At 64.7% G+C, this 14,844-nt stretch carries 15 protein-coding genes and 1 tRNA gene; 9 read left to right on the top strand and 7 right to left on the bottom strand.

The annotated features are described in order from the left end of the window. Nucleotides 1–73 precede the first annotated feature (73 nt). From mltG to fabD, 5 genes are all read right to left on the bottom strand, one after another. Complete coding sequence (gene mltG / locus K2W81_RS09715; RefSeq protein ID WP_294103757.1) at nt 74–1,039, bottom strand: endolytic transglycosylase MltG; 966 nt, start codon at nt 1,037–1,039, stop codon at nt 74–76. Nucleotides 1,040–1,059: 20 nt separating this feature from the next. Continuing rightward, nucleotides 1,060–2,319 (bottom strand): beta-ketoacyl-ACP synthase II, encoded by a 1,260-nt coding sequence (fabF, locus tag K2W81_RS09710; RefSeq protein ID WP_294103788.1) that lies wholly within the window; start codon nt 2,317–2,319, stop codon nt 1,060–1,062. A 179-nt stretch (nt 2,320–2,498) separates the two neighbouring features. Then, nucleotides 2,499–2,735 (bottom strand): acyl carrier protein, encoded by a 237-nt coding sequence (locus K2W81_RS09705; RefSeq protein WP_294103755.1) that lies wholly within the window; start codon nt 2,733–2,735, stop codon nt 2,499–2,501. 78 nt (nt 2,736–2,813) lie between these two features. Continuing rightward, nucleotides 2,814–3,554 (bottom strand): 3-oxoacyl-[acyl-carrier-protein] reductase, encoded by a 741-nt coding sequence (gene fabG, locus K2W81_RS09700; protein ID WP_294103752.1) that lies wholly within the window; start codon nt 3,552–3,554, stop codon nt 2,814–2,816. A gap of 11 nt (nt 3,555–3,565) precedes the next feature. Beyond that, complete coding sequence (fabD, locus tag K2W81_RS09695) at nt 3,566–4,498, bottom strand: ACP S-malonyltransferase (RefSeq protein ID WP_294103750.1); 933 nt, start codon at nt 4,496–4,498, stop codon at nt 3,566–3,568. Nucleotides 4,499–4,691: 193 nt separating this feature from the next. Here fabD and rpsF point away from each other — a divergent pair, with 193 nt between their 5' ends. From rpsF to rplI, 3 genes are read left to right on the top strand one after another with little or no spacing between them, the layout of a single operon-like run. Next, nucleotides 4,692–5,123, top strand: a complete 432-nt coding sequence (gene rpsF / locus K2W81_RS09690; RefSeq protein ID WP_294103748.1) for a 30S ribosomal protein S6 — start codon at nt 4,692–4,694, stop codon at nt 5,121–5,123. A 14-nt stretch (nt 5,124–5,137) separates the two neighbouring features. Next, nucleotides 5,138–5,362 (top strand): 30S ribosomal protein S18, encoded by a 225-nt coding sequence (gene rpsR / locus K2W81_RS09685; protein WP_010543816.1) that lies wholly within the window; start codon nt 5,138–5,140, stop codon nt 5,360–5,362. 12 nt (nt 5,363–5,374) lie between these two features. After that, nucleotides 5,375–5,971 carry a 50S ribosomal protein L9 gene (gene rplI / locus K2W81_RS09680; RefSeq protein ID WP_294103746.1) on the top strand — a complete coding sequence of 199 codons (597 nt, stop codon included), beginning with the start codon at nt 5,375–5,377 and terminating at the stop codon, nt 5,969–5,971. A gap of 74 nt (nt 5,972–6,045) precedes the next feature. Here the strand turns inward: rplI and K2W81_RS09675 are convergent, their stop codons facing one another. Both K2W81_RS09675 and mutL read right to left on the bottom strand, forming a co-directional pair. Continuing rightward, nucleotides 6,046–6,795: a prephenate dehydrogenase/arogenate dehydrogenase family protein gene (locus tag K2W81_RS09675; RefSeq protein WP_294103744.1), complete on the bottom strand. Its 750-nt coding sequence runs from the start codon at nt 6,793–6,795 to the stop codon at nt 6,046–6,048. 70 nt (nt 6,796–6,865) lie between these two features. Then, the gene (gene mutL, locus K2W81_RS09670) at nt 6,866–8,644 is read right to left on the bottom strand and encodes a DNA mismatch repair endonuclease MutL (protein ID WP_294103742.1); all 1,779 of its coding nucleotides are present in this window, start codon (nt 8,642–8,644) and stop codon (nt 6,866–6,868) included. A gap of 148 nt (nt 8,645–8,792) precedes the next feature. Here mutL and K2W81_RS09665 point away from each other — a divergent pair, with 148 nt between their 5' ends. The 6 genes from K2W81_RS09665 to K2W81_RS09640 all read left to right on the top strand — a co-directional run bounded on the left by K2W81_RS09665 (nt 8,793) and on the right by K2W81_RS09640 (nt 14,633). Continuing rightward, nucleotides 8,793–9,836 carry a rod shape-determining protein gene (locus K2W81_RS09665; RefSeq protein WP_294103740.1) on the top strand — a complete coding sequence of 348 codons (1,044 nt, stop codon included), beginning with the start codon at nt 8,793–8,795 and terminating at the stop codon, nt 9,834–9,836. Nucleotides 9,837–9,860: 24 nt separating this feature from the next. Next, the gene (gene mreC, locus K2W81_RS09660) at nt 9,861–10,727 is read left to right on the top strand and encodes a rod shape-determining protein MreC (protein ID WP_366932230.1); all 867 of its coding nucleotides are present in this window, start codon (nt 9,861–9,863) and stop codon (nt 10,725–10,727) included. Further along, a complete protein-coding gene (gene mreD / locus K2W81_RS09655) occupies nt 10,727–11,242 on the top strand; it encodes a rod shape-determining protein MreD (RefSeq protein WP_294103738.1) in 516 nt (171 codons plus the stop codon). The genes mreC and mreD overlap by 1 nt, the downstream gene beginning before the upstream one ends. Continuing rightward, nucleotides 11,239–13,311 carry a penicillin-binding protein 2 gene (gene mrdA, locus K2W81_RS09650; RefSeq protein WP_294103736.1) on the top strand — a complete coding sequence of 691 codons (2,073 nt, stop codon included), beginning with the start codon at nt 11,239–11,241 and terminating at the stop codon, nt 13,309–13,311. Before mreD ends, mrdA begins: the two co-directional genes overlap by 4 nt. After that, on the top strand, nt 13,311–14,426 hold the full coding sequence (gene rodA, locus K2W81_RS09645) for a rod shape-determining protein RodA (RefSeq protein ID WP_294103734.1): 1,116 nt from the start codon (nt 13,311–13,313) through the stop codon (nt 14,424–14,426). The genes mrdA and rodA overlap by 1 nt, the downstream gene beginning before the upstream one ends. Nucleotides 14,427–14,557: 131 nt before the next feature. Then, a tRNA-Lys gene (locus K2W81_RS09640) sits at nt 14,558–14,633 on the top strand. The last annotated feature ends 211 nt before the right edge of the window (nt 14,634–14,844 follow it).

Here is a 14,844-nt window from a genome sequence, read left to right as displayed (position 1 = left end):
AAGCGAGTCGCACGGTGTCTCGACTTCGCTCGACACGAACGGTTGGTGAGAAGGCAACCCAGCCGAGCGGCGGTCAAATCCCGTGTGCCGCGCGATACGCGCGCCACTTCGCGACGTTGATGTTATGCTGGTCCAACGTGTCGGCAAACACATGCCCGCCGCTGCCATCGGCCACGAAATAGAGCGCGCGGCTGTCGGCGGGGTCTAGCACCGCGTCGATGCTCGCCCGCCCCGGATTGCAGATCGGCCCCTTCGGCAAACCCGTCATCGCATAGGTGTTGTAATCGTTCACCGCATGGACTTCGGACAGCAGGATGCGACGCCCGAGCGGCTTCCCCCTGGTGAGCGGGTAGATGATCGTCGGATCGGCCTGAAGCTTGATCCCCTGCTTCAACCGGTTCGAATAGACCGCTGCCACTGTCCGCCGTTCGCTCGGCTTGCCGGTTTCCTTCTCGACGATCGAGGCGAGCACCAGCGCCTGCTCAGGCGTGCGCACCGCCAGCCCCGGCTTGCGCTTGGCCCAGGCGGCCGCGAGGTAATTGGTCATCGCATCCTGCATCCGCTTGACGATCGTCGCGCGGTCGTCGCCACGTTCGAAGCTGTAGCTGTCAGGCAGCACCGACCCTTCGCGCGGCGCCTCGACGCTTCCCTTCAATTCGGTCATCGCATCGAGCCGTTCCTTGACCAAGATCGAAGGCCACCCCTCCGGCACGGTCACAAAGCGCTGGAGCGTCTTGCCGCCCTGCAACAACTTCAGGATGTCGGCTTCGCTTAGATGCGCCGGAAAGCGATACTCGCCCGCCTTGATCCGCGTGCGCGCGCCGAACAGCCGCGCATAGATTTTGAAGCGATCAGCCGAATGGATCGCACCGATTTTTTCGAGCCGCTGCGCCGTGCCCGTCAGCGTCGCGCCATCGCTCACTTCGAAGCGCGTGCTCGCGGCAAGCGGCCCGCGCCCACCCCATTCCTGCAGCACCAGAAACGCGCCCGCCGCGAGCGCGAGCACGAGAATCAATCCGAAACAACCAAGCCTGCGCATTGCCGTTGGGCCTTTCGGGCTCAGTCCATCGCCTTCATGATGATGCTCGCGTTGGTGCCGCCGAAGCCGAACGAATTGTTGAGCACCGCTTTCACGCGGCGCTGTTTCGCGACATGCGGCACCAGGTCGACGCCCTCGGCGCCCTCGTCAGGATCGTCGAGATTGAGCGTCGGCGGCACGATCTGGTCGCGCATCGCGAGAATGCAGAAGATGCTCTCGACCGCGCCCGCGCCGCCGAGCAGATGGCCGATCGCCGATTTGGTCGAACTCATCGACAAAGTGCCGATCGCATTGCCGAACAAGCGTCGCACCGCGCCCAGTTCGATCAAATCGGCCATCGTCGAGGTGCCGTGCGCGTTGATATAATCGATATCGCCGAGCGACAGCCCCGACCGCTTCATCGCCATTTCCATCGACCGATAGGCACCTGCCCCGGTCGGTTCGGGCGCAGTGACGTGATAGGCGTCGCCCGACATGCCGTAGCCGATCACTTCGGCGTAAATCTTCGCACCGCGCTTCTTGGCATGCTCATATTCCTCAAGCACGAGCACGCCCGCGCCCTCACCCATCACGAAGCCGTCACGCGCCTTGTCATAGGGGCGGCTGCCCTTTTCGGGCGCGTCATTATACTCGGTCGCGAGGGCACGCGCTTGGGCAAACCCGGCAATACCGATAGGGCAGATCGCACCCTCGGCGCCGCCTGCGAGCATCACATCGGCGTCGTCGAGCATGATCATCCGCGCGGCATCGCCGATCGAATGCGCGCCCGTCGAGCACGCCGTCACCACCGCGTGGTTGGGGCCCATCAGGCCATATTTGATCTGCACCTGCCCCGAGATCAGGTTGATCAACCGGCCATGAACGAAGTGCGGCGACACGCGGCGCGGCCCACGCTCATGCAGCACCAGCGACTCGCTCTCGATCCCCGGCAAGCCGCCGATGCCCGAGCCGATCGAGCAGCCCGTGCGCAGCCGTTCCTCTTCGCTCATATCGGTCAGACCTGCGTCTTCGAGCGCCTGGCTTGCGGCGTCGATCCCGAAAATGATGAAGGGATCGACCTGGCGCTGCACCTTATGATCGACGCGCTTGCCCGGATCGAAGCCGTAAGGGTGATCGGCGGGCTTGACCTCGCAGGCGATGCGGCAGGCATAATCGCTCGCGTCGAAGCGCGTGATCGTGCCCGCGCCCGACTTTGACGCCAGGATATTGGCCCAGGCGGTCTCGACATCGGCGCCGAGCGGCGTCACGAGGCCCAATCCGGTTACGACAACGCGGCGCATCGCATTTTCCTTCTTCACGTCCTGGGCAACATACGACGGGTCAATCATCGAATTGCCAATAGCGAAACGGCCCCTCGCCCCGGAGAATCACTGGGACGAAGGGCCGGTTCATGTTGATCGGCCCGCGCGGGCCCTTTGGCTGATCGGGCCTGATCGGGCGGCAGGGCCACCCGCCCGGCTCAGCCCTGATGCTCGTCGATATAGGTGATCGCATCCTTGACGGTGCCGATCTTTTCGGCCGCATCGTCGGGGATTTCGACGCCGAATTCTTCTTCGAACGCCATCACCAGCTCGACGATGTCGAGGCTGTCGGCGCCCAGATCATCGATGAAGCTCGCGTCTTCGGTCACCTTGTCGGCTTCGACGCCGAGATGCTCGACGACGATCTTCTTCACGCGATCGGCGGTCTCGCTCATGCTATCTTCCCTCTTCGATATTGGGGTTCGTGTTTCCTCATCGCACGTAGAACGGCGGTCGGGCGCTGACAAGAGGAGTCAGATCATCGCCATGCCGCCGTTGACGTGGATTGTCTGGCCCGTGACGTAAGCAGCCTCTCGGCTGGCGAGATAGACCACGGCCGCACCGATGTCCGCGCCCTCGCCCATCTTGCCCATCGGGATGCGCGCATTGAACGCCTCTTTCTGCGCATCGGGCAAGCCATCGGTCATCGCGCTCGCGATGAAACCCGGCGCGACGCAATTGACGGTGATGCCCCGGCTCGCGAGTTCTTGCGCAAGCGCTTTCGACATGCCCACCAGCCCCGCCTTGGAGGCGGCATAATTGGCCTGCCCCGGATTGCCCGTGGCGCCGACAACAGACGTAATCGAGACGATTCGGCCAAATCGCGCCTTCATCATTGGCCGCGCCGCCGCGCGTGCCAACCGGAAGGCGGCTTCAAGATTGATGCGGATGACGCTATCCCACTCCTCATCCTTCATCCGCATGACGAGATTGTCGCGCGTCACCCCGGCATTGTTGACAAGGATATCGAGCTTGCCGCCCATCGCCTCGACCGCCGCCGGGACAAGCGCGTCGACCGCGGCGCCGTCCGCAAGGTTGCACGGCAAGGCGACATGCTCGCCGCCAAGGCTATCGCGAAACGCGGCCAGCTTGTCGGCATTCGACCCCGACACCGCGAGCCGCGCGCCCTGCCCCGCTAGCGCCTCCACAATCGCCGAACCAATCCCTCCCGAAGCGCCCGTCACCAGCGCGGTCATGCCTGTCAGGTCGAACATCATTTGCTCCCTCAAATCACCTTCGCCAAAGCCTCGATATCGGCCATCGTCACGACGCTCAGCGTCTCAACCTCGACGGTGCGCTTGTTCAACGGGCCGAGCACTTTGGCACCGAATTCGACGAACTGCTCCACGCCTGCCGCCGCCATCGCGAGCATCGATTCGCGCCAGCGCACCACGCCCGTTACCTGATCGACCAGCCGCGCGCGGATGATGTCGGGGTCAGTGATCGGCGCTGCCAGCACATTGGCGTAGAGCGGGACCAGCGGCGCGTCGATCCGCGCGGCCTTCAGCCGGTGCTCCATTTGGTCGGCGGCGGGCTGCATCAGTGAGCAATGGAAGGGCGCCGACACCGGCAGCAGCATGCCCTTCTTGACGCCATGCTCCTTGCACAGCGCGACCGCGCGCTCGATCGCGCCGATATGCCCCGACAGCACGACCTGTCCCACCGCATTGTCGTTGGCGATCGCGCAAACCTCGCCCTCGGCCGCCGTATCGGCAATCGCCTGCGCCTGCTCGATCATCGCGCCAAGCAGCGCCGCCATGCCGCCGACACCCGGCGGCACGGCTTCCTGCATTGCCCAGCCGCGCAGCTTGAGCAGCCGCGCGGTCGTCGCGAGATCAATCGCCCCCGCCGCGCATAGCGCCGTATATTCGCCGAGCGAATGGCCAGCGACAAATGCTGCCTTCTCGGCCAGCCGCACGCCGCCCTCGCGTTCCAGCACGCGCAGGGTCGCAATGGCATTGGCCATGATCGCCGCCTGGGCATGCTCGGTCAGCATCAGCGTCTCGTCGGGCCCTTGCGTCATCAACCGGAACAAATTCTCGCCGATCGCGTCATCGACTTCCTGAAATGTCTCGCGCGCGACCGGACTGGCGTCGGCGAGCGCAAGGCCCATGCCGACCGCCTGACTGCCTTGTCCGGGGAAGATAAATGCGCGCACGGGCCTCTCCTTGCGAATTATTGCGTGCGCCCGCCTAGAAACCTGCGCCTGCAATGGCAAGCGCGCTTGCTTTTATGCGCGTTTCGCGTATGTGCCCGCGCTTCGGGTTCGCCCGGAATGAGTGAGGACGACAGCCGGAGGGGTCTCGCGATGGTCGCGACGATCAGCAATCGGCCAAGATGAAGGACAAGACATGGCTCTTTATGAGCATGTGTTCCTTGCGCGCCAGGATCTGGCACAGGCGCAAGTGGACGCACTGGCGGAAATCGCCACCAAGATCGTCGAAGATAACGAAGGCAAGGTCGTCAAGACCGAGACCTGGGGCCTCCGCAGCCTGGCGTACAAGATCGCCAAGAACCGCAAGGCGCATTATGTGATGCTCGAAATCGACGCCCCCGCCGGTGTCGTCGCCGAGCTTGAGCGCCAGACGCAGATCAACGAAGACATCATCCGCTATATGACCGTGAAGGTCGACGCACTCGAAGCCGGGCCGACGGTGATGATGCGCAAGAGCGACCGTGGTGAGCGCGATAGCCGCCGTGGTGGTGAACGGGGCGACCGGCCCGATCGTGGCGACCGCGGTGATCGCGGCGACCGCCCCCGTCGTGACTTCGACGGCGAATAAGGAGCATATAGACAATGGCACGCCCATTTTTCCGCCGCCGCAAGAGCTGCCCCTTCTCCGCGAAGGATGCGCCCCGGATTGACTATAAGGACGTACGCCTGCTGCAGGGCTTCGTGTCCGAACGCGGCAAGATCGTACCCAGTCGCATCACCTCGGTGAGCGCGAAGAAGCAGCGCGAACTCGCCCAAGCGATCAAGCGCGCCCGTCATCTGGGCCTGCTGCCCTATATCGTTAAGTAAGGAAGGACTGACATGGAAGTCATCCTGCTCGAACGCGTCGAGAAGCTCGGCGCCATCGGCGACGTCGTCAAGGTAAAGGACGGGTTCGCCCGTAACTACCTGCTCCCCAACAAGAAGGCGCTCCGTTCGAACGCCGCCAATCGCAAGGTGTTCGAAACCAACCGCGAGCGGATCGTCGCCGAAAACGCCGCGCGCCGTGCCGAGGCCGAAACCGAAGCCAAGACGATCGACGGCATCACGATCACGATGATCCGCCAGTCGTCGAACACCGGCCAGCTTTACGGCTCGGTCGCGGTCCGCGATCTGGTCGAGGCGCTTGCCGCCGACGGTCACAAGGTCGCCAAGAACGCGATCGTGCTCAACAAGCCGATCAAGGCAATCGGCATCTATGACGTGAAGGTCACGCTCCACGCCGAAGTCGCCGTGACCGTCAAGGTCAACATCGCGCGCTCGCCTGAAGAAGCCGAAATGCAGGCCAGCGGCGTCAATGTCATGGAAGCGATGTTCGAAAAGGACGAGGCTGGTTTCGTTGAGGACTATGATCCCAACGCCGAACCCGGCGCGACGGCAGAAGTGCAGTCCTCCGAGTCCGAAGGCGACGCTGCCTAAGCGTCTTACCTTACCGCGAAATCAAGGAACCCCGCAGTCGGCCTGGCTGCGGGGTTTTTCGTGCCCGTGGAAAACTAGGCCTCCGTGGCGGCGTCGCGCCGCTGGTTGGCCTCTTCCAACAATCTTGCCGCTTCCTGGAGAAAGTCGCGGGTGACGCCGCTGGCATAGGGATTCATGGTCTGGATTGCCGAAAACAGCTCGAACGAGTCATCCTTGATGAGCGAGCACAGATCGAGCAGATGTTCGTACGACCGCGTGCTCAAACTCTCCGCCGGTGCCGATATATTGATCAGCGCCCGCCCGATCAGGTGCGAGAGTGCCTGGACGTAGGACATTTCGAGATCATGCTGTTCGGGCGTCGTTACATGGACGCTGAGGCCGATGCGGCGGCCAAGACGAGCAACGGCTTCATGCGCGCGCCCCCTGACGGGGCACACGATCAGTCGCTGGCCGACGAGTCCGAGCTTGGCGCTCTGCGGCCCGAAGAGCGGATGGGTCGCCACCACATCGACCGATTCGGGCAGATGCTCGGTCATCCACGCCGCTGGGAAGACCTTCACCGACGCCACGTCGACAACCAAGCTCCCCGGACGAACGACCGGCGCGATCGACTTGATCGCCGATAGCATGTTCTGAACCGGCACCGAGATCACCACGATGTCGCAGCGTGCAGCAGTGTGGATGTCGACGAAGCTGACGCCGAGCGACCGAGCGACCGCGCTCTGGTCGCGCTGATCACTGGCCGAGATCGCAAAGCGCCCTTGCAGCATCTGCGCCGCGAGCTGCCCAAAGCGGCCAAAGCCGATCAGTCCGAGTGTCTTCATGGCGGGCCTATAGCAGCGTCATATCGGAAGGCTACCGCCCGGCCTGGGGCATTGATCCTGGCTACTCGCCTCACTTCCGCCCGAACAGCTTCTCGATATCGCCGTGCGCGAGCTTCACCCAGGTCGGGCGGCCGTGGTTGCACTGGCCCGAATGCGGGGTGACTTCCATTTCGCGCAGCAGCGCGTTCATCTCGGCGACTGAAAGAATGCGCCCTGCCCGCACCGATCCGTGGCAGGCCATTGTCGCCGCGACATGGTCGAGCCGCTCGCGCAAGCTCAGCGCTTCGTCATAGGCCGCCAAATCATCGGCGAGATCGGTGACGAGGCCGATAACATCGCTCTGCCCCAGCAACGCCGGCACCGCGCGCACCAGCACCGCGCGCGGCCCGAAACGCTCCAGCTCCAGCCCCATTTCGGCCAGATCGCCCGAGCGCGCGTCGAGCCGGTCGCACGCGACTTCGTCGAGCTCGACCACCTCGGGCAGCAACAGCGCCTGCCGCGCGACACCGCCCCCCGCGAGCGCCTTGCGCATTCGTTCGAGCACCAGCCGTTCATGCGCGGCGTGCTGGTCGACGATCACCAGCCCGTCCTCGGCCTCGGCGACGATATAGGTCTGCGCGACTTGCCCACGCGCCACGCCAAGCGGGAACACGACCGGCTCGGGCGGCGGCGCCCAGGCAGGCTCGGCGCGCGCTTGCGGGGCGCTCGCGGCAAAGAAGTCAGGACGCCGGTCGTGCAGCGCGGTCGTCGCGGGCGATGGTGCCACCCAGCCCGCTTCCCAGGCCGGGGGCGCCACCGGCTCGGACCGCCACGCCGCCATTGCCGCTGCATCGGGGCGCGGCGCGCTGCGGTGCCCCGCGTCGTCGAGCGCCCGCCGCAAGCCGCTCACGATCATCCCGCGCACCAGCGCCGGATCGCGGAAGCGCACTTCAGTTTTGGCCGGGTGGACATTCACATCGACTTGGTCGGCCGGCACCTCAAGGAACAGCGCGACCACGGCATGGCGGTCACGCGCGAGCATCTCGGCATAGGCGCCGCGCACTGCCCCCACCAGCAGCCGGTCCTTCACGGGCCGCCCGTTGACGAACAGATATTGGTGATCGGCGATCCCGCGATTGAAGGTCGGCAGGCCCGCGACGCCGCCCAGCACAATCCCTTCGCGCTCGAGCTCGATGATGACGCTGTTGTCGATCAGCGCGCGATCGGTGAGCGCCGCGACTCGGCTCGGGCGATCGGCGGCGGGCGCAACGTTGAGCGCCATCCGCCCGTCATGGCTGAGCTGAAACCCGATGTCCGGCCGCGCCATCGCCAGCCTTCGTGCCACGTCGATACAGGCTGCATATTCACTTCGCGCGCTGCGCAGAAACTTGCGCCGTGCCGGGACATGCGCGAACAGCCCCTCGACCCGCACGCGCGTACCCGGTGGCAGACCGGCGGGACCTTCCTCGACCACCACGCCATTATCGACCACGCGGCGCCACCCTTCGGCCCCGCGCACCCGGCTTTCGAGCGTCAGCCGCGCGACGCTGGCGATCGACGGTAGCGCCTCACCCCGGAAACCGAGTGTCTCGACCGCCTGGATCGCGCCATCATTCAACAGCTTGTCAGGGAGTTTCGACGTCGCATGCCGCTCCAGCGCGAGCGCCATGTCTGCGGGCGTCATGCCGATGCCGTCGTCGGTCACCTCGATCAAATCGGCGCCGCCTGCGCTCAGGCTCACAGAGATGCGCGTAGCGCCTGCGTCGATTGCGTTTTCGATCAGCTCCTTCAACGCGCTGGCGGGGCGTTCGACCACTTCACCGGCGGCGATTCGATTGACGACATGTTCGGGCAGGCGACGTATTGACATGGCCGATTCTCTAGCCCAAGCGGCGGCTTTCCGCGACCCGAATACACAACAAGCCCGGACGGCGAGTCTGACGGCTCGACCGGGGAAACGGAAGACAATGCGCATTGCCTCGCGCGCTCACCGCGCTTGGCCTGAAACAGGATTTTAGATGAACTTCTCACGGTTCTTCAATTTCATGTCGCACGACATGGCAATCGATTTGGGCACGGCCAATACCGTGGTGTATCTGCGTGGTCGCGGCATTGTCCTCAACGAGCCATCGGTGGTGGCGATCGAGACAATCAACGGCCAAAAGAAGGTCAAGGCGGTCGGCGACGACGCCAAGTTGATGATGGGCAAGACGCCCGACAGCATTCAGGCCATCCGCCCGCTGCGTGACGGCGTGATCGCCGACATCGACGTTGCCGAACAGATGATCAGCCACTTCATCCGCAAGGTCCACGGCGGCAAGAGCCGCTTCATGCGCTGGCCGCAAATCGTGATCTGCGTGCCGTCGGGTTCAACCAGCGTCGAGCGTCGCGCGATCCGTGACGCCGCGCAGAACGCGGGCGCGAGCCAGGTCTGGTTGATCGAAGAGCCGATGGCCGCCGCAATCGGCGCCGACATGCCCGTCACCGAGCCGATTGGCAGCATGGTCGTCGACATCGGCGGCGGCACCACCGAAGTCGCGGTCCTGTCGCTGCGCGGCCTTGCCTATACCACCTCGGTGCGGGTCGGTGGCGACAAGATGGACGAAGCGATTGTCTCCTATGTCCGCCGCAATCACAATTTGCTGATCGGCGAAGCCACGGCCGAGCGGATCAAGCAGGAAGTCGGTGTCGCCAAGGCGCCGCTCGATGGCATTGGCCTGACGATCCACATCAAGGGTCGCGACCTCGTCAACGGCGTGCCCAAGGAAATCCAGATCAATCAGGGCCAGATCGCCGAAGCGCTGAGCGAGCCGGTCGGCACGATCGTCGAAGGCGTGCGGATCGCGCTGGAGAATACCGCGCCCGAGCTGGCCGCCGATATCGTCGATCAGGGCATTGTGCTGACCGGTGGCGGCGCGCTGTTGACCGGGATCGACGAAGTGCTGCGCGACGAAACGGGCTTGCCCGTTACCATCGCCGACGATCCCTTGACCTGCGTTGCCATTGGCACGGGCCGCGCGCTGGAAGACCCGATCTTCCGCGGCGTGCTGCTCAGCGCCTAAAGCTGGCCGATCGGGAGCGCCATCATGGCATCGCGGCCGCGGCGACCGGGGTTTTCGCGCCGCGCGCAATATGGCCAGTTCGTTGGCTATGTGATTCTGGTCGCCGGCGGGCTGGTCGCTGCCGTCCTGCTCGCGCTGTCACGGTTCGATCCCGCAACTTTTGGCGCCCTCAGGACCTCAGCGGCAACGGTCACCACGCCGGTCTCGTCGGGATTTGCGGGGATCACGCGCTGGATCGCCGCGATTCCACAGGGCGTCGGCGACTACTTCGCCGTCAAGCAACGCAACGAAGCGCTCCGCGCCCAGATCGCCCAAAGCAAGGCCGATATCATGCGCGCACGCGGGCTCGATTATGAAAACCGCCGTCTGAAACGACTGCTTGGCGTGCGCGAGCAAGTCGCGACGACTGTAGTCTCGGCGCATCTCGTCAGTTCGACCGCGACCAGCACCCGACGCTACGCTGTGCTCGACGCCGGCAGCCAGAGCGGAGTCGAAGTGGGCCAACCGGTGCGCGGCCCCGAAGGCTTGGTCGGGCGCGTGGTGGAGGTCGGCCTGAACAACGCCCGCGTCCTGCTGATCACCGATCCGGAAAGCATTGTCCCGGTGCGACGGGCGCGCGACGGCTTGCCCGCGATTGCCGCTGGCCGGGGCGATGGCCTGATCGAAATCCGAGCGGTCAACGCCGGCAGCGCGGTGTTTCACCCCGGCGACATCTTCATGACATCAGGCACCGGCGGCATTTTCTCACCCAATGTCCCCGTCGCCCGCGCGACGGCGGGTGGGCGCGACACCACGACCGCCCGGGGTTTCGCGCGCGCCGACACCTTCGACTATGCGCTGGTCGAGCGCGCGTTCGTCCCGATGCCGATCGCGCCGGAGCGCGCACGATAATGGCCAGGCACCGCGGCCCGTTTGATCCGCCCCCGCGCCCCATCACCGCGCTGCTCATCCCGAGCGGGTCAGTCATTGCCGGGTCGCTGCTGACGCTCTTGCCGATGATCGCCAGCATGCCCCTGTTCCCGCCCTTCGGCTTCATGATGCTGATCGCGTGGCGCCTGGCGCGGATCGAGGCGCTGCCCGTCTGGTCGCCGCTGCTACTGGGGCTGATCGACGATCTGTTCAGCGGCCAGCCGTTCGGCAACGCAATGGTGAGCTGGACGGTGGCTTTCATCGTCATCGACTTGCTCGACCAGCGGCTGGTCGCGCGCGATTTCTGGCAGGACTGGCTGCTGGCATCGGGTGCGATAACCGCCTATCTGTTGTTCGGTCGGCTGATGGCAACCCCGCTTCAGGCAAATGTAGATACGATTGTGTTGGTGCAGATTGTCGTGGCGGTGATGCTCTACCCCATCGTTGCGCAGTTCATTAGCTGGCTCGATCGCCGAACCGCTGCGGTGGCGACATGAACCGCCCCTCAAAGATCATCACCGAAGCGTATCAGAATTACGGCTTCAGTCGCCGCGCGTTTGCGCTTGGGGCGGTACAGGCCGGCGTCGGGCTGGTCCTCGCGGGGCGGATGGCGTGGCTGTCGATCGCCGAGAACCAGCATTATGAAATGATGGCCGAAAGCAACCGCGTGAACCTGACGCTGGTGCCCCCGCGCCGGGGCTGGATCGTCGACCGGCACAATGTCCCCATCGCCAATAATCGCACCGATTTTCGCGTCGACATCATCCGCGATCGGCTCCGCGACGAAGAAGCCGTGCTCGCCCGCCTGGCGAAAATCCTGTCGCTGACGCCCGACGACGTCGAACGCATCCGGCTCGATCTGAAGCATGCCGCCGGTTTCCAGCCGGTTCAGGTCGCAGACAATCTCGACTGGGAGCGCTTCGCCGCGATCAATGTCCGCTTGCCCGAATTGCCCGGTGTGGCACCGACGCAGGGCTTTGCGCGCTACTATCCGGCGGGCGCCGCCGTCGCCCATCTGACCGGCTATGTCGGGGCTGCGTCAGCCGAACAATATAAGGCGGCCAAAGACCCCCTGCTCGTCACCCCTGGCTTCAAGATCGGCAAGGACGGGCTCGAAAAGGCGCTGGAGGGTGAACTGCGCGGCTCGCCGGGAGCGAAGCGCGTCGAAGTCACCGCCCATGGCAAGATTGTGCGCGAACTCGCCACGCGCGCCGACACGCCCGGTGCACCGATGCGGCTAACGATCGACGCCGGCTTGCAGGAATATGCGGCGCGGCGCCTTGGCACCAATTCGGGCTCGGCCGTGGTGATGGACTGTTTCACCGGCGAAATGCTCGCGATGGTGTCAGTCCCCGCTTACGATCCCAACAGTTTTTCCGATGGGATCAGCCACCTCGAGTGGCAGATGTTGTCGCAAGACGACCATGTGCCGCTGATGAACAAGGTGATCCAGGGGCTTTACCCCCCGGGCTCGACGGTCAAGCCGATGAACGCGCTGGCGCTCCAGGCGGCGGGGGTTGACCCCAGCGCGCGCGTCAATTGCTCGGGCGCGTTGCGCGTCGGCAGCGGCGTGTTCCATTGCCACAAACGCGGCGGGCATGGCGGCGTCGACATGAAGCATGCCGTGATGCAGAGCTGCGACATCTATTTCTACGAAATGGCGCGGCGGCTGGGCTATGATCGCATCGCGCCGATCGCCCGGCTGCTGGGGCTTGGCCAGAAATTCGAGCTGCCGTTCGGCTCGCAGCGATTCGGCACCATGCCCGACGCAGCGTGGAAGCTGAAGAAATACAAGGAAGCATGGACCGTCGCCGACTCGCTCAATGCGTCGATCGGTCAGGGCTATGTGCTCGCCAATCCGCTCCAACTCGCGGTGATGGCGGCGCGGATCGGATCGGGGCGGGTGGTGGAGCCGACTCTGCTGCTCGACAAGGTCCGCCGCGACTGGCCCGCGCTGGGCGTCGATCCGGCCCATCTCGCGGTCGTGCGCAGTGCGATGTACGGCGTGGTCAATGAAGGCGGGACCGGGGGTGCCGCGCGTCTGCTCGTTCCCGGCGTTGCGATCGCGGCGAAGACGGGCACTGCGCAGGTCCGCCGCATCACCATGGCCGAACGCGCATCGGGCGTGCTCAAAAATGGCCAGCTGCCGTTCAAGCTTCGCGATCACGCACTGTTCGTCTGTTTCGCGCCTGCCGACAAGCCGCGCTACGCCGCCGCAATCGTGCTCGAACACAATGGCCACACTGAGCGCAATCTCGACACGCCGCTCATCGGCCGCGACATCATGACCTATTTGTTTGACCGCGACCGCGCGGTCGCCTCGCTGGCCGAGATCGAACCAAGCTGGGGCGGCGACATCCCGACCCGCATGGCCGCGCGCGAGGCCGAGTTCCGCCAATCGGTCGCGACCGCCGCCAGCGACGCGGCGACCGAAACCAACGCCACGGCCGCCACCGAAGCACCCGCCGTCAATGCTGCAGCCGAAGCCAGCAACACCACTGCCGCGATTGTCGGCAACAGCAGCACCGGTGGCGTCGCGGCCGATGGCACGACGGAGGACCAGTGATGGCAACGCGTTACGGCATGGTCCCCCGCCCTTTCGCGCAATTGCCGTGGCGGATCATTTTGTTCGTGCTCGCGATCGGCGGCTTTGGCTTGGTGGTGCTCTATTCGGCCGCAGGCGGGCATGTGCGGCCCTGGGCGCTTGCTCAGGGGATTCGGCTGCTGCTGTTCCTCGCCGGTGCAATCATGCTCTCGCGGGTGCCCGAACGCTGGTTCAGCGCGAGCGCGCTGCCGATCTATGCCGTGCTGATCGTGATGCTGGTGCTCGTCGAGTTGATCGGCGCCGTGCGCGGTGGCGGGCAACGCTGGCTCGACATCGGCATCACGCGCATCCAGCCATCGGAGTTGATGAAACTGTCGATCGTGCTCGCGACCGCCAAATTCTATGACATGCTCCCGCCCAACGAAACGCGCCGTTTCGGTGCCATCTGGCCGGCAGCGCTGATGATCGGCGTCCCTGCCCTGCTGGTGATGAAGCAGCCCGATCTCGGCACCGCGTTGATGATCTGCGCGGGCGGCGCGACGGTGATGTTCCTCGCCGGGGTCCCGCTGCGGTTGTTTGCCGGCGGCGCGTTGACGCTGGCGGCCGCCATCCCGCTTGCCTTCAATTTCCTCCTCCACGGCTATCAACGCAATCGCATCGCGATCTTCCTCGATCCCGAGAGCGACCCGCTTGGCACCGGCTATCACATCAGCCAGTCGAAGATCGCGATCGGCTCGGGCGGCATCCTCGGCAAGGGCTTCCTCAACGGCACGCAAAGCCACCTCGATTACCTGCCCGAGGGGCACACCGACTTTGCGCTGGCGACGATGATGGAAGAATGGGGCCTGGTTGGCGGATTGCTGTTGATCGCCGCGTTCTTCGTGATCGTGCAATGGGGCATATCGGTCGCGATGCGCGCGCAGACCCGCTTCGCCAAGCTGACGGCGGCCGGACTGACCGCCACGATCTTCTATTATTTCAGCATCAACATGGCGATGGTGATGGGCCTCGCGCCCGTCGTTGGCGTGCCGCTGCCGCTGATCAGCTGGGGCGGATCATCGGTGATGACGTTTATGCTGTGCCTCGGGATCCTGATGGCGATCGAGCGCCAAAATCGCGGCGTCGTGCGATTTTGAGCGAATGACGCGTTCGGTCGGCAACTGCCGACTGGGTCGGCAGCCGCGCGCAAAAATAGCCGTTGCAATGCGCCGATGCGGCTGCTAACCGCCCGCTTCCGATCGAACGGGGCCACGCCCCTTCCCGGCACGGACGCATAGCTCAGTTGGTAGAGCAGCTGACTCTTAATCAGCGGGTCCTAGGTTCGAGCCCTAGTGCGTCCACCACTTTCCCCTTATTTTTCAATCGGATACGAAGCTCGTCGGTTCGAGCGGCCGGGAGCGTTTCTGTGCTAGGTAGCTCTCTAGGTAGCAGCGCGCTAATTCGGCGCTGCGGTTGCTGAGCCTCCACACATCAGCGCTCACGGTGAAGGATTCATGGCTAGCCCGTTGTCCGACTGCGCTTGAGCGAGTCGTCGTTTCACCACCCAGCCAGCGC

The sequence above is a fragment of the Sphingomonas sp. genome (genome assembly GCF_019749955.1).
Classification (GTDB): domain Bacteria; phylum Pseudomonadota; class Alphaproteobacteria; order Sphingomonadales; family Sphingomonadaceae; genus Sphingomonas.
This window is presented reverse-complemented; position numbering and strand designations above follow the sequence as displayed.